The sequence below is a fragment of the Janibacter indicus genome (assembly GCF_900176385.1).
Taxonomy (GTDB): Bacteria; Actinomycetota; Actinomycetes; order Actinomycetales; family Dermatophilaceae; genus Janibacter; species Janibacter indicus.
On sequence record NZ_FWXN01000008.1, the window covers coordinates 166,905 to 183,580 of the forward strand.

Sequence of the window (16,676 nt, forward strand, 5' to 3'; positions counted from 1 at the left end):
CCAGCCTGCCATCACGGCTCGTGGGTCAGTCGCGTGCTGCTGCCCGAGAGCTCGTATCGAACAGCTCAAGCTCGGCAGGATGGAGTTGGTGCTGAGAAAGGAAGGCTCTTTCCTTGATCCGCCACAGCCCCTGCCCGACCGAGAGCGTGGGCAGCAGTTGACGCTCAGTGCCCGTCAGCCCCAACGTCTTGGCGGTGCTGCCGAGCTGGTCGGATTCCTGGCGGTAGATGATGCGGCACTCGGCGTTGGCGAGCAGGCTGGTCGCCAGGGCTCGGGCCGCTGAGCCTGCATCGCCAACGGTCTCCAAGTCGGAGAGCTTGTGGAAGATCAACATGTTGGCCAGGCCGTAATGGCGGGCGAGCCTCCAATGGGAGTCCATGCGTTTGAGCAGGGCGGGATGGCTCATCAGACGCCAGGCCTCGTCGTAGATGACCCACCGCTGCCCGCCGGCCGGGTCCTGCAAGGCCGCTTCCATCCACGCGCTCGTGCAGGTCATCAGCACGCTGATCAAGGTGCTGTTCTCGGTGACCCGGCTCAGGTCGAGACTGATCATCGGCAACGTGGGGTCGAAGGTCTCGGTGCTCGGCCCGTCGAATAACCCGGAGAGGTCGCCGCCGACGAGTCTGCGCAGCCCGTGGCCGACCATGCGGCCGTCCTCGGCCAGCCGCCCGTCCGGGTCGTCGGACGGGGCGAGGATGCGATCGACCACCTGCGGCAGGATCGGCGTGGAGTTCTCGCGCACCGCCGCGGCCAGGGCGGTGTCGACGCAGGTGTGTTCCAGCGGCGTCAGCGCCCGCTCCAGCACGGTCGCGGCCAGCGCCCCGATCAAGTCACGGCGGCGTGAGGCGACCTGCACGGCCCATTCCTCATCGGAGATGGTCGATGCCCGGTAGCCCTCGTCGAGCGGATTGAGCCGGCTGGGCATCCCGTGGCCGAGCTCGATGGCCTTGCCGCCAACCGCGCGGGCGACTCGCGTGTGCTCCCCTTTGGGGTCACACGGGATGTAGACGCGGCGCCCGAACGGCAGACTGCGCGTATACAAGCTCTTGGCCAAGGAGGACTTTCCCGATCCGACGATGCCGGCGACGATGACGTTGGGGGCGGTGATGATCCCGCGGGCGTAGAGCACCCACGGGTCGAACACGAATGATCCTCCGCTGTAGAGGTCTTGGCCCACGAACACTCCCTGTGGCCCCAGACCGCCTTCGGCGAGGAAGGGATAGCTCGCCGCGAGGGTGGCGCTGGTGTCCTGGTGGCGCGGCAACCGGAACCGACCCGGCGTGCGCAGGGCCGCCGGGCCGGGCTGCCCGGCCGTGGGCAAGGTGATGGTGGCCTTCTGCTCGGCCCGCTGCTGGCGGGCCTCCTGCCGGGCAGTCTCGCGGTCGGCTTCTCGTTGCTCGGCGGCGATCCGGGCCGCGGCGGCCCGGCGCTGCTTGCGGGTCTTGCGTCGCTCGCTGGCCGGGGCGACCAGGACCGCGGTGTGCAGACGCTCCTCGCGGTTCACAGTCCCAGCCCTCGATCGCGCTTGACCGCGGCGACACCGCGATGGGCGAACCATGAGCCGTCCCGTCCACTGGCTCCGCGATCGGTCGTGGTCTTGTGCGTGCTCTCACGGGCGAACGCCGAGGCAGCCGCCCCACGGCCCAGTCCAGCCTGCCCGACTGCCGGGCCGCCAGCAGAACCTGCTGGCCTGCTCAGCAGCTCGCGGGTCCCGAGCCCCGGTTCGGGCGGGAGCTGGTCGGCCGGGTCGATGGTGTGCTGGCGGTAGAGGGCGACGTGCCCGGCCTGCGGGTTGTAGACCATCCGGTAGTCGCCGCGGTCGGCCTCACGATCGAGCATCCCGCTGGGCGGATCGTCGTAGACGTGCCCGTTCTCCAACGCGGCGTCGGTGGTCTCGGTGCCGTAGTCGAAGCCGGTCATGTGGTCCAGACCTGCCTCGACACCGTCGCGGTCGATCACGTCGAGCACCGTGTCGGCGTCCTCGCCCTGGAGGAACGCGACGCTGACCCACCGGTGAGCAGGCCCCTGGTGGGTGGGATCTTCGCGCACCGGCGGCAGCGTCTGGGCTGCTTCGTGGCCGAGGGGATCGTGCCAGGCGATGCGGCTGGTGGCCTGGGAGCCGGCGTCCAGTCGCTCGGTGACGTCGTCGAGCAGGGTGCCGGCCTGGTGCAGCTCATCGGCGGCGGCCAGCGCGTCGTGAGCGCCGGTGAGGTGATCACCGGCGTCGTCGTGGGCGCGGGAGCGGTGGTCGATGTGCGCGGCGGCGAGCTGGTCGAGGGTCTGGCGCAGTGAGCGTGTGCTGGCCAGCAGGTCGCCGATCACCGGGTGCAGGTCGCGGGGGTAGTCGAAGTGGCGGGAGGCGTGCGCCAGCCCCCGTAGGGCCTCGGCGGCCTCGGTGGAGTCGGCGGCGGGATCATAGAACGTCGGCATGATGGGCCCTTTCTGGGATCGGTGGTGGGGACGGTCACGGCCCGGTGCCGCGACCACGAACGAGTGGGGTGTCATACGCGCCGGCACAGCGGCAGCGCGGCGGCGGTGAACGCCACGGCCTGCTGACCGACCAGGCGGCGGGTCTCGCAGGAGGACTGGATCGCGGCCTGCTCGATCGCGGAGACGGCGGCTTCGAGCTCGTCGACGGTCTCGGCGGAGACCGAGACCAGGCCCGTGTAGCGCAGCACGCCGTGTCCTGCGGTCAGGTCGCTTTCCTGGCGCAGCACGTCCTGGTATTCGGCGGTTTGCCCGGCGTCCTCGATCTGTCCGATCCGGGCTCGCTGGGAGGCGTCGGAGACGTATTCGACCTTCTTCTTGCGGATGTCGCGGACGGCCTGGTCGGTGCGCATCGGCGTGCAGATCAGCGAGAACGAGCGTTGGATGCCCGTCGTCAGCAGCAGCGGCGCCAGGAACGTGCCCGGATACACCTGCGAGCGTGGCCATTCGCTGATCCACAGCACGGCGTGGTGGGCCGAGTCGGTCCGCAGCCGCGTCCAGGTCTCGGTGACCGCGACCGGCCCGGCCGTGGCCAGGTCGTGGCCGAGCTCGCCGTGGCGTTCCAGGGTCGCTGCGATCGCCGGATCGTAGGCCGAGCGCAGGACGACGGCGATCTGCCCGGTGCCGAGCCAGTCGCCGGGGTTCAGGTCCGCCGCCCGCAGTGCCGCGGTCACGGTGGTCATCTCTTGGCGCAGCACGGCAGCGGCCCCGCGGATACCGCCGCCGGCGGTGCGTATCTGGCGGGCGGCGGCCTTCATGTCCAGGCTCAGGCTGATCGTCGAGGCGTGCCGCTCACCGGCGGGTCCGGCCCGGTCGATGAGCTCGGCGTAGGTCCTCGCCGGCCAGGACCCGTCATCGGTGCCGTGTTCGGACCACCATTCGGCCAGCCCCTGCCCGGCGTCGGGCAGGGTGCGCTCCAGCACCTGCACCGTCGCCACCCGTCCGGAGCGGCAGACCGTGGCCAGCGCCCGCCCCCAGCTGGTGACCCGGCGCTGTTGCTCGGCCGGGTCGAGGAGCACGAACGCTGGATGGGTGACCTCGACGATCGCGGTCAACGTGGACTGGTGCGGGTCATGGATCATGCCCGCCCCGGTCTCGGGGTCGACGTACTCGCGCAGTCGGGCCATGTCACCGGGCAGGGCGAGCGTGCCCTCCGGGCGCGGCACGACGATCCGGCGACGGTAGGCCAGCTGCCCGATGGTCGTGCGCCAGGCCCACCAGATGACGACGGGCAGCCACTCCACCAGGGGCCGGCCGGCCACGGGCACCCAGGTGATGGCCGCGGCGACCAGCCAGATCGGCGCGGTCATCGCGATCAGCAGGCCACCACCGGCGTAGAACGCCCACACCAGCGAGGCTCCGCCGATGCCCAGGGCGACGAGCTGGGAGACCGACAGGCCCAGCAGGACACCCCTGCGCGTCAACCGGGAGAACTTCACCGGGACCAGCTCGGTGCCCGGCGTCGAGCTGTCATCACTCGCGGACATGGCCTACTCCTTCCCCGAGGGCGTCTGAGCCGATCCGCCGCCAGCCGGCGGAGTCGGATTGGTCGGCAGCGGCGGCTGGGGCGCTGGAGGCTGCGAGGACGGCGGCTGGGAGGCCGGGGGCTGGCCGCCCTGGTTGTTCTGGCCGTTCTGGTCGGCGCCATCGGAGGCGCTCTCGGCCTGCCCGGCCACGGCCTGGCCGGCCTTCGGTCCCGCGGTGGCGGCCTTCTTGGCGACCTCCGCGCCGATGACCACCGCCGCGGCGGGGCCCGCTGCTGCCGCGGTGCCACCCGTGGCGCCTCCGCTGGTGCCGGCGGTCGCGGTGCTCGATCCGGTGGGAGTACCCGCGGGTGGTTTCGCCGGGGTCGGGCTCTGCTTGGGCCCACCACCACCCCCACCACCACCGCCTCCGCCGTCGCCGGGGCCGCCGCCGTCCTTGCCGCCGTCGAGGACCTTCTTGGGCTGATCGCCGCCGGGCTTGCCGGGCGTCGGGACGGGCCGGTTGAGTGCCTGCTTGGCCTCCTGCTCGGCGCCCATCGCGTGATACAGGTCGAAGCCCATGAAGGAGAGGAACTTATAGGTCATGTAGGGCGCGAACCCGGCGATCGCCATCAGCACGATCCCAGCCAGCGGATCGCTCACCGAGGCCAGATCACCGTCGATAGGGGCGGCAACCTGGGTGACCGCAACCAACAGGATCACGACCAACACGAGCTTGGACAGCACCAGGGCGATGACGAACATCGCCCACTTGCTGATCCATCCGCGACTGGCATCCCAGGACGCGCCGGAGAACGCCAACGGGGCCAAGGCGATCGTCACCAGCAGCAAGGCTTTGCGCACCAACAGGCTCAGCCACACGATCGCGGCCGCCGCGATCGCCAGGCCGGCCAGGAAGATGGTCAGGATCGCGGCGACTCCCGGAGCGCCCATGTTCAGCGCGGTCAGGCCGACGACGAGCGCGGCGATCTTGTCGCCCAGGGACTCGGTGGTCTCTCCGGCGGCCTGGATGATCCCGACACAGAGCTGGTCGACAATCTCCAGGGCCAACGCGGTCACCGTGATCACCACGAACGACCCGAGCACCGATTTCGCCAGCCCAAGGGCCGCGCGGGACAGGCCACCAGGTTCTCGGCGGATCATGGCGGTGATGAGCTGGAAGCAGAAGAACAGCAGCATCAAAAAGGCGGCGATCCCGAACACGAGGTTGTAGACCTCGACGTACTCCGGGCGCTGGACGTCGACCAGAGTCGTGGTGTCGAACACCGTCCAGACCGACTCGAACAGCCACGCCGCCGCTTCGCCCATCGCCTGGGCGAGCCAGTCGAACGGTGCCGAGATGAGGCTGGCAGCGGCTTCGCCCGCGGTATCGCAGACGGTTGAGATGACGGGAACATCGCACACACCCATCACGGACCTCCAAAGATGATGGGTGAGCTCAGACGCCCTGGCCGACGTTCCAGAAGAAATTGATCAGCGTGACCGACGCGCCACACACGATCGCCGCGCCGCAGGAGACCAGAACGCCGATCTTTCCCCTCCCGCTCAGATGCGGATTGCTGGAATTGGAGCCGTAAGCCCAGATAATCGCCGAGACGATCAGGGCGAGGACGCTGAGGATGAGACCGATGGTCATAGTCGCGCCCACGATCGTGCGCAGCGCCTCGATGCCCGGCAGGCCTTCGCTATTGGGGTCGATGTCAATCACGGCAGAACTCCCTTGGTCGAGAAATGGGTCGGTTCTGCTGCGAGGTGAGCGCGGCTGCCCTCGGCACAAGGACATGACAACGCCCGCCCCGGTCCGGGGCGGGCGTCACGGGTGCGCAACGGTGCTGGGTCTAGAGGGTGCCGCCGAGGTCGATGAGCCAGTTCAGCCAGGTCACCGCGGCACCGGCCAGGATCGCGCCGCCGAGGGCAACGAGGGTTCCGGCGCGTGCCTTCGCGGCCGCCTGGTAGTTGCCGGTCGCAGTGGCGATCGCCCAGATGATGCCCGAGACGATCAGCATCAGCACCGCGACGATCAGCGCGATCATCAACGCCGCACCGACGACCTCTTGGAGGTCGCCGATGCCACCCAAGCCCTCGAAATCGGGAAAGACATCCATCGCTCATCCACCCCCGCAGGGCGTGGTCCGGCACCAGCAGTAGACAGCATCCATGCCCCTCAGGTGCGCCGGCCGCCCGTCATCACCCCCACGGCCCCTCGCAGGCGCAGTATGCTCAGGGGGCACGCCGCCCGGATCGGGCACGACAGGGTGGGGCAACGCCGCCGCACCAGCCGAAACAGCGGCGCGACGGCACCGGCCTCCGACGCATGATTCGTGCATCAGATGCAACTTCGGAGATTATTCGGCGACAGTGACGTGCAGGTGGTCGAAGTGACCGCCGGTAACATTGTCCGGGTCGTGCATGCCACCGCCGCCGTAGTCACGCCACCCCTCATCGTCGCGGCTGAGACTCCAGATCTGTCCTTGCCAGATCAGGTACTCCACGCCCAAGGCCTCGGCGTTGTCCTTCATCCAGTTCGTGACCTCCCAGCCGGCCTCCAGTTGCGAGGGCGTCGGGTACTGGCCGATGGCATTGCCGAAAGCGATGTCGCACGCGCGGCCGAGCGGATGCTCCGAGGACTGTCCGGGCCGCGGCGACCAGCACGCCCAGGAGGTCTGGGGGTACCGACCGAGCGTCTGGTCGTGGAGGTGGAGCAGCCGGGCGGTGATCTGCCCGTCGCTGGTGGGGTCATCGACCATCCGGCTCGGGTCGCCCTCGATGGGGTCGGGCTCGCCGCCCGGTGTGGCCCCGTCCTCGGTGACGCAGCCCTCATCCCCGTCCGGTGCGCCGGTCTCGGCCTCGGGCAGGCCCGCGGCATCATGCGAGTTCAGCCAGGCGGCAGGATCGACATGGTCCCCGTCGGCGCCGCCCTCGCGGACCTCGAAATGCAGATGGGGTCCCGTGCTCATGCCCGAGCTGCCGACATCGGCGATGTGCTGGCCCGCGCTGACCTGATCGCCGACGGTGACGTGGATGCCATCGGCCCAGGAGTGGATGTAGGCGGTCGCGACGGTGGAGCCATCGATGGTGTGCTCGATGACGACGATCCCGCCGCTCGCGTCGCTGTACTCGGCGACGGTCACGCTGCCATCGGCGGCGGCCAAGATCGGGGTTCCGTCCGGGGCGGCGAAGTCGCTGCCGGTGTGCATCGTCTGCTCGCCGGTGATCGGATGCGTCCGCGGACCAAAGGGCGAGGTCGCCACCCAGGTGTCCTCCGGCAGCGGGAACACCACGCCCGAGGAGCCACGCTCCGCAGGGGCCGCCGCAGTCACGGCGCGACCAGCAGGCTCGACGGTGGGGCCGCCGCTGGCCGAGAGCGCGTCGAGGATCGTCTCGGCGACCGGATCGTAGTCGCGGTAGCGGTCCGGGTAGGCACTGACCTCGACCGCCTGGGCCGCCTCGGCGGGGTCCATCTGCTCCCAGCCGGGAATGTCCACCAAGCCGCGCGGTGACCCATGGTTGGGCCCGTCGGGTCCGCCGTAGAACGCGGACGCCTGATAGGTGGGGTCCATGAGGTCTTCGACCGATCCCCACCCCGATTGCGGGCGCATCTGGAACAGTCCGAGGCTGTCGTTGTCGCTGCCGTCCCCGTCGTTCGGGTAGTCCGCGCTTTCGGGGTAGGCCGAGGTGTTGGCAAGCTGGCGCAGGGTGGATTCGGTCAGGGCCGCCATGAGGGCGACCTTGATGCCAGGCCGGCCCACGCCCTCGATCCCCGAGCCGGTCTCGATGATCGTGGCGGCGTGCGTGAGCTGGTCGTGGTTCAGGGTGAAGCGCTCACCGGAGCGGGTCTCCACGTCGAGCTCGTCGGGCACCTCGCCGACCTCGACCGAGCCGCCGGGCACGGTGCAGTCGGCAGTGGCGGCGGGGTTCATCAGCAGCCCGACGCCGACGAGTGCGAACATCGGGCCGAGCAGCAGCACGGCGATGACAACCAGGGCGAGCTTCTTGGTCACAGCAGGGCCTCTCGTGCTCTCAGCGCAGGGGGTTGTCGAGTTCGGACAGGCGCAGCAGATGACAGGAGTCGGCGTCCTCGGGGCAGGCGAGGAAGATGGTGAACGCCACCGAGTGCTCGGATGAGACCGGATCGTCCTGCCAGATGCCTTCTCGGTGCCGGGTTCCCTCGATCGTGATCGCGGTGGCGCCCTCGGGGAGCTGGCCGGGCTGGGCTTGATCGACGGCCTCGGCCCAGGCTTCGGGGACGGCGGCGGTCTCGATGCTCAGGTACTGGCTGGTGGAGTGCTTGCGCAGCTCGATCCACGCTTCCCGCGAGGGCAGGTAGGTCGAGATGTCGGAGGCCAGCCCGGCCTGCTCGTACCCGGTCGGGTCGCCGACCTCGACGATCACTGAGCTGTAGTCCGCTGGCATCAGGCCATCGCCGGTATCCCAGGTGAACAGGGCTTCGGCCACCGACCGGGCGAAGCCTTCGGGGTCGTCGGTGGCGATGATGACCGGCAGTCGTGGCGTGAGCTTCTCGCTCGGCGGCGGGCCCACCGTTCGCTCCGACGGTGCCGGTGCCGGCGGGGTGTCGGTGTCGGGTGGGCCGATGAGCAGGCCGTAGACGCCGACGGCGATCAGCACGAGCAGGGCGATCCCGGCGATGATCCAGGCGACCAGCCGGCGGCGGGCGTGGGAGTCGTCAGTGGTGTTCATGACGCCCAGGTACGTGCGTGGCTCCCTGGGCCGGCCGGGCTCAGATGGCGTGCAGGTGCCCGCGTGCGGTGCGGGCCTGCTCGTCGCCGAGTGCCTCTCGTGCGGCACGCAGTTGCTCGGCGAAGTCGGCGGTGCCAGTGGCCACGCCCAGGAACATCTCGGCCTGCTCGTCGGTGAGCTCTGCGGCCAAGGTGGCTGGGTCGTAGTGGGTCCACCAGTCGGTCAGTTCCTCGAACGTCGTCAGGAAGGCCCGCACCGGCCAGCGGCCCGGCACGCTCTGCCGGGGCCGGCTGGGCTGCCCGCTACGGGGCCGCTTGGTCGCTTCGGCGGCTCGCACGCGGGCCAGGGCCTGCTTCGCCATCTCGTCCAGGTCGTCCTGGCGGCGCTCGGTGGCCTGACCGGCCAGGGAGCGCAGGCGCTCGTAGATCGGGTGGACGGGTGCGCCGGCCTCGATCTGTTCGAGCCCGGTCGCGGCCTCGGCCCGGACATGCTCGGCTGTGGCCGGGTCTTCGAGGAGCTGCTGGAGGAATCCGGTGCGCTCCAGTGTCGTGTAGGAGGCGCGGCCGGTGATCAGCCGGGCGGCCTGTTCGCGGGCGGTGCCCATCGCCCCGGCTGGAGCCTCCGCGGCGTCAGCCGGTGACGGTCCTGCCAAATTGGCAGGACCGCCGTTTCCGGGCTGGTTGTCGCTGCTGAACTGTGTGGCCTTCTTCCGCCGGGCAGCGTCCTCGGCCATCAGCGTCTTGGTCTCGCGGTACAGCGCGGCGGCCTCGGTCTGGGTCAGCGCCTTGTGATGGTTGTTGTCGTCCTGCTCGGCCAGCAGGTGCCCGAGGCGGTCCGAGACGCCCGAGCGAATCCATACCCCGGTCGTGCGCCAGTTGAGCTTCTTGATCGCCGTGAGCCGGCGGTAGCCGCAGACCAGCACGCCCTGGGAGGTCAACGTCAGGGGCTGGAGCAGCCCGTGCCGGTCGATCGAGGAGGCCAGCGCGTCGATGTCGCCCAGGTCGGTGCGATGCCGGGTGCCCACGACAATCGCGTCGACGGCCCAGTCGAGCTCGATGTGTCCGTCACGCGAGCCCATCGCGCCACCTCAGACTCGGTGCGGCCACGCTGATCGTGAGCACCAGGTCGTCATCGAGCAGCAGCATCGACAGGTTCTCGCCGATCACCAGCCGCAGCAGAAGGCCCTTGCCCTGGCTGGTGGCCGCATAGGCCGGGTTCGGGTGTCCCAGCAGCGTCTTGATCACCGACAGCCAGGACCACGCCGACAAGTCCAGAAGAGCACGGGAGTACTTGTCACGGCGCAGCGCCTCGAACGCGCTCTTGCGCGATCCGATTCGTGCCAGCTCGGAGCTGACGTGCTCCACGGCAGCACGCGCCGTGTCCGGCGGCCAGCCCAACATGGCGAACAGCGCGATCGCGTCTTCGACGGCGCTGGTCGCCGAGGTGTACGCCCGAATCGTGGCCTCGCCGCCGTAGTGCAGCGTCACCGGATCGGTGGGATAGGGGTCGGTGACCTGGAACTCGGGACGATAGTCCGTCAGCGGGTTCTCCCGGTCCGAGATGCGTTCGGCGTCGTGGAAGCGCGAGAACGTCGGGCGGCGAGCCTGATGCACCGAGCACAGCAGCCCGGCGGCGCGTTCCTCGGCGATGCAGGTGATCCGCACCGCGTGCGTGATCACGCCCCACGGATCGCACGCGGTGCGGGCGGCCTTGCTGCGCATCACGTCGAACGCCGCCGATGCGGCCTCCCACTTGTCCAGCCCGTGCTTGTGGGCCAGGGCCGCGTACTTCTCGGCGGCGTACTCCATCAGCTCGGCAGCGACAGGGTCCGATTGCCAAGCGCCGGCCTCGCCCTCGTGCAGCCGGATGAGCAGGCGACGGAGCCCTTCGCTGGTGGTGTAGTCCTCCGGCTCGCCGGTTCGTGTGGTGTGTGTGGTCATGATCGCGGCACCTCCTGGGAGGCAGGTGCGCACGAGGGCCCTCAGCGGGCGCTCGGGGATGGTTAGTCTTCGCATGGCCGGTCACCGCCTACGACCTTCCGACCGCGTCGCGCGTGGCCGCCCGGTGGGCGTGGCCGCGTCCGAACGCCTGGATCGGTGGCAGCTGCTTGGCTCGCTCGCCCACCCGGTGAAGTCCCCGGATCATCGGTGCGCGGGCCTTACGGGCCAGCTCGGTCTGGAAGTCGATCCCGCGTCCGGCCATTGTGGCCGAGCCGCGAGCGATCAGATCGGTGGGACGGACCCACTCCAGTCCGCGCCGTGCGTTCCGTGGCGACCCGCCCACGGCGGCGGTTCGGTTCTGGTCGACGTCGGCGGCCTGCACCGCCTCGGGTGTGCCGGGAGCAGGCGAGGAGTCCGGCTGCTTCGGACTCGGATCGACCCGATGACGAGTGCTCGGGCCCTGGCGAAGCGCATGCCGTGGGCTCAGGTGCTGGGGATGGGTGTCGGGGTTCATGATGGGTCCTCCTGGGTGTTCTCGTCGGTTTCCGGATGGTCTGCGTCGGCGGCGGTGAACCAGCGGCCGATGGTGCTGGGGTGGACGGCGAGCTCGGCGGCGATCTGTTTGTTCGACCAGCCCTTCTCCCGCAGTCGTGCCGCTCGGAGACGACGAGGCGCAGGCTCGCCCTGCGCCGAGGGCTCGTCCACCACGAGAGCAAGGCCCGCCGGTGCGGGGTCAACAGGCCTCGTCGGCGGCTCCGGCGGCGACTCGCGCTCGGCCCGCGGTGGTCGGGTTATCAGGGCGTGCGCGTCCTGAGCTGGGTTCAGAGCTTCGGCATCGGTGCCGGGCTCTCGTTGGCCGGTGGCGCGGGAGAAGCGCATGAGCACGACCAGCAGGTGTGTGGTGGCGACCTCGACCAGGGGTGGGACGGCCGAGACCAGCGCCGCGAGGAGACCGGGCACGCTCGTGTCGGCGGCGAGGATCGCGTGCGTGGCGTTGGCTGCGACCGACACCAGGGCTCCGGCGATCAGCAGTGCCCAGGCGTACCAGGCCGTCGTGTGCCCGTCGAGGGCGACGACGGCGACCGTGGCCACCACGATCAGACCATCGACGAGCATGGGCCACAGCCACGCCTGGCCGGCCGCGATGCCCGAGCGCTGCGCCAGATCGGCCAATGCGGTGTAGGACAACCAGAACGCGCCGGTCGCGATGACGACGTTGCCGACCGCGGCGGCTGCCACGGCGGATCGCCGGCCCTTCACGCCCTCGGCCATCACAGACCCCGTGGCGATGTCGGAGCCCGCGAGGCCGCCACACGGCAACGATCCACGGTCGGTGGGCCTGTCGACTGCTCGGTCCGAGTCGTCGGGGTGGTGGCGTGGACGCGGTGGTAGGCGTTGACGACGATGCGGCCGATCTCGCGGGCATCGAAATCTGGTTGCTCGGTGGCCTCGGTCAACGTGCCGGCCGCAACAGAGGGGTCCACGCCGTTCTCGGCCATCTTGCACGCGGCCCAGAACACACCTGAGTTGCGTTGCCCCTCGGGTACCCGAGCAGCCCAGCCGGCCAGCCGTCCCGCTGCCTCGCTCGGATTGGCCGCAAGCCCTGCGGGACGGGGCCGCGGCGGTGGCTTCGGATCGAGGAAGTCACGCAGGGCTTGGGCATCCACCGTCGAGACCCGGCCGGGATTGATCCTCTCGACCCGATAGACCGCCTCGGTGCCACCGACGGCACGTCGCGAGGGCGGGACGATGATGTAGCCGCCATCACCGCGAAAGTCGATCGCTGCCCGCCCCGCCTGCCACGAGCGCTGCTCCACGCCCTCGGTGGCCGGGAAGTACAGATGCAGGCCGCCCGAGGCAGAACGTGCGGCCAGCCCCCACCCCGACACCAGTCCGGCCCGGTCGGCGCGGTTGAGCGCGTCGTAGCCGTTGACAGGGCCATGGACATCAACGTCCACGACCACCGCCCCCGAGGCGGCACCCGTGGGCATCCCGATGTTCGCGGCCGGGAAACGGTGCCACCAGGCCTGCACCTGGGCCAGATCCGTGGTCGCGTTCTTGAACCCCTGCCCGGTGACGGGCTGCTTGCCGCCCGGTGCGCACGGGAACACCGGCACCCCGGCGCGAGCGAAGATGACGGCTGCCTCCGGTAGCGGCGTCGTCGCATCGATCTGCTGCACCGCCCAGATGAATCCTCGCCGGCTGGCCATCACAGCCTCCGCTCCGGCCGGGCTGTCGAGGCCGGGCGTCTCGCCGTATCGGGCCCTGCACTCTGCTGGGGTGTCCGCTCGCGGCCCGCGCTGGTGCGAGCTGGGCCGTCCTTGGCCAGACCGGGTGGGGTGCCGTCGGGCAGTCGAACAGTGTCGAGACCATCGAGGATGTCGATCGCTACCCGACGTACCCGCTCCCCGGTGGCCTTGACGACTTCGACCGGCTCTGTGCCATCGACCGTTGCCGCCCACCCCGACACGTACGGGATCGTGTAGTCGCTGGTGTCCATTCCATGAGCGGCGCCGACCATGAGCGCGACGGACTCGGCTTCGACCTCCGCGATCCCACGATGCTGGCGAGCCTCCTCCTGGTCGGGGCTGTGCATCAGCACATGCCCGAGCTCATGAGCCAGCGTCTTGACCTGGGAGGCGGCGTCCATGTTCTCCCGCACCGCAACCGATCGGTCGGTGAAGTTGGTCCGTCCGTTCGCGCCGTCGATCATGCCCTCATGCGGCACACGCATCAGCTCATACCCGGCGGCCTGCACCTGCCCGGCCAGTCCCTCCCACAACCCCTCGGGCGCTTCGCCTTGCAGCAGCGTCGGTTCCGGTGCCTTGGGTATCGGGTCGCCGCCGGTCTGGGCGACATCGAAGACCCGCGCGGGGACCACACCGACCATGCGTGTGCGGACGGCCTCGCCGGGCTTGGGCTTCTCATACCGGCCCAGGCGCCGCCAGGAGTCAGGGTCCTTCGGTGTCGCCGTGGCGAACCGTGCCTTGAACGGAGCGAGGATACCGTAGTGCTTCTGGCCTTTGAGGATGTGCCGACCCATCTTCTGCCACTGCCCGGCGCCGGCCACATAGGTCGGGAACGGCGAGGCCACTTTCCCGGCCGCATAGTTCGCCTCGTGCTGTTTCCAGATGAGAAGCGTGTTGTTGAACGACCGTGACCGGAACCGGGCGGCGAACCTCAGCGCGTCGGCCCAGTCCTCGCCCGTGATGAGCTGCTCGACCGCGCCGGTCAGCGTCTCGTGGAGCTCATCGAGCCTCGCTTCCCGCTTCTGGCGGGCCTCTTCCCTCGTCGCCATCGTCCGGCCTCCTCTCGGCAGGCCACCGCGTAGAAGCGGCAGACCCTGCACCAGCGAGGTGCGCCAGGCGCATCCGGCGAGTCAGACGGTCAGCGAACGACAGGATCGGTATGTTGGCCATCAGGAACGCGGCGGCACCTGACGTGGACTCACTGGACTACCAGCGACGGCTCTCCTACTGGGCGAGCGGAGGTCAAGTACGGTCGGACGCCGGACGAAGTGATGATTTCCCGGACGCGACTGCCCCTACAGCGGGCGTTCTTCACCAACGGGGCGCATGGCCCGATAGCGGCTCGGGCTGAGCCCGATGTGCTCGATGAACGCCTCCGTCGCCCGCGACCGGCTCGACCACCCGACCCGCCGGCCGACGCGGGCAACGGGGAGATCGGTTTCGCGCAGCAGCCGGGCCATCTCCTGAACACGCAGCATCGTCAGATAGGCGATCGGGGTCTTCCCGAACGCCTCAGCGAACACGCGAGTCAGCTGCTGCGGGGACAACCGCACAGTCTCGGCCAGCTCACCAAGCGTCCATGGATGTGCGATGTTCTCGTGGAGAGCTTCACGAGCGAGCAGCGATTCACGACGCAGTGGAGCAAACCGACGACTGCGCGGCAGCACCGGACGCGAGCGCGCCCGCTGCAACGGTGTCAGCCTCACAGGCGAGACGCGGATGAATGGTCCGAGCACATCCATGACGGCGAACCAGAGTGCCTGGAGTCGATTGAATCTCTCTCGGAATTGCTCCTCAACGCTGAGGGCCACCATCTCGTCCAGCCACGGCACAACCATCCCGGCCCGATCTCTGCCGAGCCGCAGGATCTGCGCAGGTTCAGAGTAGACCTTCTCCGCGAAGCTGGGCGCTTCAAGCCGGTCATGCAGCACCGCAGAGTGCTGCCAGAAGAACTGATCGAGAGCGAAATCGGTATCGACGTAGATCGAGGTGAACGTGACGAGTTCTTCGGGCTCGCTGCTGAACAGCACGTTCGGGCCAAGGAGAATTGCGTCACCGACGTTGACTGCCTGACGACCGAACTCGCTGAACATGATCGCCGATCCCGATCGGATGAACACGATCTTGAGGCAGTCGTAGACCATCGGACCGACAGGCCTATGCATCGTGCGTGTGTCCGCGACCAGAGGGATATGCCAATGCGCAGCACAGGAGCCGCTAACTGTCTCCGGCGTAACTGCGCACTCCAGCTGGGATTCGTCTGATCCACTCACCAATCTCGAACGCCTGCGAATCGAGTTGGCACGGCCGGCTTCGTACCATGAGCACCAGCGACTGATCGGCGTTTGGTGGGTGTCCGGCCCGTACCGGTCGTCACTGCCTTCGCCGACGCGGCAAGGCAGTCCACGGTTCTCATAAGGCCGGGGCTCACTACTCTCCGACGCGCAGCGACACCGCCCAGCGGGTCGCCCCGCAGCATCGTTGCGCCACGAGGCTCACCTCGGACGCTCCAACCATTGCCCGCAGCACATCTGCGATGCGGCTCACACGATCGCCTCCCTTCTTGCGGAATACCTGCCAGGGGTATACCGTTGACTTGTACACGTACCCGGTAGGGGTACTACTGCATAGAAGGAGGATACCTGATGGCTTCGAACGATTACCAGGTGACGGGCATGACCTGCGGGCACTGCGAGATGTCGATCCGCGAGGAGGTCGGCGAGATCCCCGGCGTCCAGGACATCCAGGTCAGCGCGCAGACCGGCAAGCTCAACGTCACCTCCGAGGGCGAGATCGACGATGCCAAGGTCCTCGCGGCGGTCGAGGAGGCCGGCTACTCGGCGGTGCGCGTCTGATGAAGGCCGGAGGACGGCTCGCGCTCTACGGGGCCGGGTTGGTGGTGGCGTTCGGCGGGGCCTTCGGCCTCGCCGGCGCCGTCATTCCCGACAGCTTCGTAGCAGCATGGGCAGAAGGAAGTGACGTGAACACACACGGTGAAGGGCACGGCGGCGCTGCGCAGGAAACTGCGGAGCCCGCTCTGAACGGGGTCTCCGCAAGCGCGGACGGCTTCGTGCTCTCCCCGGTCCAGGCTCCCACGGCTGCAGGCGAGGATGGAAAGCTGAGCTTCCAGATCCTCGACGAGTCTGGCGAAGCGGTGACCGAGTACACCACCGCACACGAGAAGGACCTGCATCTGATCGCCGTTCGCACCGATGGTACCGGTTTCCAGCACGTGCACCCCGAACTCGACACGAGCACAGGCACTTGGTCGGTGCCGTGGACCTGGGACGAAGCCGGCACCTACCGCGTGTACGCCGACTTCACACCCGCGGGCGAGGGAGCCGAAGGCATCACCCTGACTCGCGCCGTCGAGGTGGCGGGCGACTTCACCCCCGTCGAGACCGAGGCTCAGATCACCGACGAGGTCGACGGATACACCGTCTCCCTGAACGGCGACCTCACTGCGGGCACCTCAAGCGAGCTCACCATCTCGGTCGAGCGCGACGGGGAGCCGGTGACCACGCTGGAGCCCTACCTGGGCGCGTTCGGTCACCTGGTGGCGCTGCGCGAAGGCGACCTCGCCTACCTGCACGTCCACGCCGAGGGCGACGAGCCCCAGGCCGGGGACACGGCCGGACCCGAGATCGGATTCGCAGCGGAGGCCCCGACCGCCGACCGCTACCTGCTCTACCTGGACTTCCAGGTCGACGGGCAGGTGCACACCGCCGAGTTCGTGATCGACGCCAAGCATGGTGACGGCTCGCAGACAGACGATTCGCATACCGACGGCCACTGACCCGCAGGGACTGGCGTCGCAC

General features: G+C 69.2%; 17 protein-coding genes. 2 read left to right on the forward strand and 15 right to left on the reverse strand.

Annotated elements, in window-relative coordinates; translation table 11 throughout:
- Window positions 1–25: 25 nt before the first annotated feature.
- The 15 genes from B9B60_RS11280 to B9B60_RS11350 all read right to left on the reverse strand — a co-directional run bounded on the left by B9B60_RS11280 (window position 26) and on the right by B9B60_RS11350 (window position 15,002).
- Window positions 26–1,504, reverse strand: coding sequence for a TraC family protein (locus B9B60_RS11280; RefSeq protein WP_075866911.1), 1,479 nt, complete (start codon window positions 1,502–1,504; stop codon window positions 26–28).
- Window positions 1,501–2,430: a hypothetical protein gene (locus B9B60_RS11285; RefSeq protein ID WP_084451509.1), complete on the reverse strand. Its 930-nt coding sequence runs from the start codon at window positions 2,428–2,430 to the stop codon at window positions 1,501–1,503. The genes B9B60_RS11280 and B9B60_RS11285 overlap by 4 nt, the downstream gene beginning before the upstream one ends.
- Before the next feature lie 71 nt (window positions 2,431–2,501).
- Window positions 2,502–3,974 carry an SCO6880 family protein gene (locus B9B60_RS11290; RefSeq protein ID WP_075866910.1) on the reverse strand — a complete coding sequence of 491 codons (1,473 nt, stop codon included), beginning with the start codon at window positions 3,972–3,974 and terminating at the stop codon, window positions 2,502–2,504.
- Window positions 3,975–3,977: 3 nt separating this feature from the next.
- Window positions 3,978–5,381: a conjugal transfer protein TrbL gene (locus B9B60_RS11295; protein WP_084451510.1), complete on the reverse strand. Its 1,404-nt coding sequence runs from the start codon at window positions 5,379–5,381 to the stop codon at window positions 3,978–3,980.
- Window positions 5,382–5,409: 28 nt separating this feature from the next.
- Entirely contained in the window at window positions 5,410–5,679 is a 270-nt protein-coding gene (locus B9B60_RS11300; protein WP_075866909.1) for a DUF6112 family protein, read from the reverse strand.
- Window positions 5,680–5,809: 130 nt separating this feature from the next.
- Window positions 5,810–6,076, reverse strand: a complete 267-nt coding sequence (locus B9B60_RS11305; protein ID WP_075866908.1) for a DUF6112 family protein — start codon at window positions 6,074–6,076, stop codon at window positions 5,810–5,812.
- 240 nt (window positions 6,077–6,316) lie between these two features.
- Window positions 6,317–7,972, reverse strand: coding sequence for a M23 family metallopeptidase (locus B9B60_RS11310; protein ID WP_084451511.1), 1,656 nt, complete (start codon window positions 7,970–7,972; stop codon window positions 6,317–6,319).
- Window positions 7,973–7,991: 19 nt separating this feature from the next.
- On the reverse strand, window positions 7,992–8,669 hold the full coding sequence (locus B9B60_RS11315) for a hypothetical protein (RefSeq protein ID WP_084451512.1): 678 nt from the start codon (window positions 8,667–8,669) through the stop codon (window positions 7,992–7,994).
- A 40-nt stretch (window positions 8,670–8,709) separates the two neighbouring features.
- Window positions 8,710–9,747: a ParB N-terminal domain-containing protein gene (locus B9B60_RS11320; protein ID WP_084451514.1), complete on the reverse strand. Its 1,038-nt coding sequence runs from the start codon at window positions 9,745–9,747 to the stop codon at window positions 8,710–8,712.
- The gene (locus tag B9B60_RS11325) at window positions 9,734–10,609 is read right to left on the reverse strand and encodes a hypothetical protein (protein ID WP_084451516.1); all 876 of its coding nucleotides are present in this window, start codon (window positions 10,607–10,609) and stop codon (window positions 9,734–9,736) included. The genes B9B60_RS11320 and B9B60_RS11325 overlap by 14 nt, the downstream gene beginning before the upstream one ends.
- An 88-nt stretch (window positions 10,610–10,697) precedes the next feature.
- On the reverse strand, window positions 10,698–11,123 hold the full coding sequence (locus B9B60_RS11330; protein ID WP_075866904.1) for a hypothetical protein: 426 nt from the start codon (window positions 11,121–11,123) through the stop codon (window positions 10,698–10,700).
- On the reverse strand, window positions 11,120–11,881 hold the full coding sequence (locus tag B9B60_RS11335; RefSeq protein WP_084451518.1) for a DUF2637 domain-containing protein: 762 nt from the start codon (window positions 11,879–11,881) through the stop codon (window positions 11,120–11,122). Before B9B60_RS11335 ends, B9B60_RS11330 begins: the two co-directional genes overlap by 4 nt.
- The gene (locus B9B60_RS11340; RefSeq protein WP_084451520.1) at window positions 11,881–12,819 is read right to left on the reverse strand and encodes a bifunctional DNA primase/polymerase; all 939 of its coding nucleotides are present in this window, start codon (window positions 12,817–12,819) and stop codon (window positions 11,881–11,883) included. The genes B9B60_RS11335 and B9B60_RS11340 overlap by 1 nt, the downstream gene beginning before the upstream one ends.
- Window positions 12,819–13,907, reverse strand: coding sequence for an ImmA/IrrE family metallo-endopeptidase (locus B9B60_RS11345; protein ID WP_075866902.1), 1,089 nt, complete (start codon window positions 13,905–13,907; stop codon window positions 12,819–12,821). The genes B9B60_RS11340 and B9B60_RS11345 overlap by 1 nt, the downstream gene beginning before the upstream one ends.
- A 246-nt stretch (window positions 13,908–14,153) precedes the next feature.
- Window positions 14,154–15,002, reverse strand: coding sequence for a helix-turn-helix domain-containing protein (locus B9B60_RS11350; RefSeq protein ID WP_075866901.1), 849 nt, complete (start codon window positions 15,000–15,002; stop codon window positions 14,154–14,156).
- Window positions 15,003–15,503: 501 nt separating this feature from the next.
- Here B9B60_RS11350 and B9B60_RS11355 point away from each other — a divergent pair.
- Window positions 15,504–15,713 (forward strand): heavy-metal-associated domain-containing protein, encoded by a 210-nt coding sequence (locus B9B60_RS11355; RefSeq protein ID WP_075866900.1) that lies wholly within the window; start codon window positions 15,504–15,506, stop codon window positions 15,711–15,713.
- Window positions 15,713–16,654 (forward strand): hypothetical protein, encoded by a 942-nt coding sequence (locus tag B9B60_RS11360; protein WP_075866899.1) that lies wholly within the window; start codon window positions 15,713–15,715, stop codon window positions 16,652–16,654. The genes B9B60_RS11355 and B9B60_RS11360 overlap by 1 nt, the downstream gene beginning before the upstream one ends.
- The last annotated feature ends 22 nt before the right edge of the window (window positions 16,655–16,676 follow it).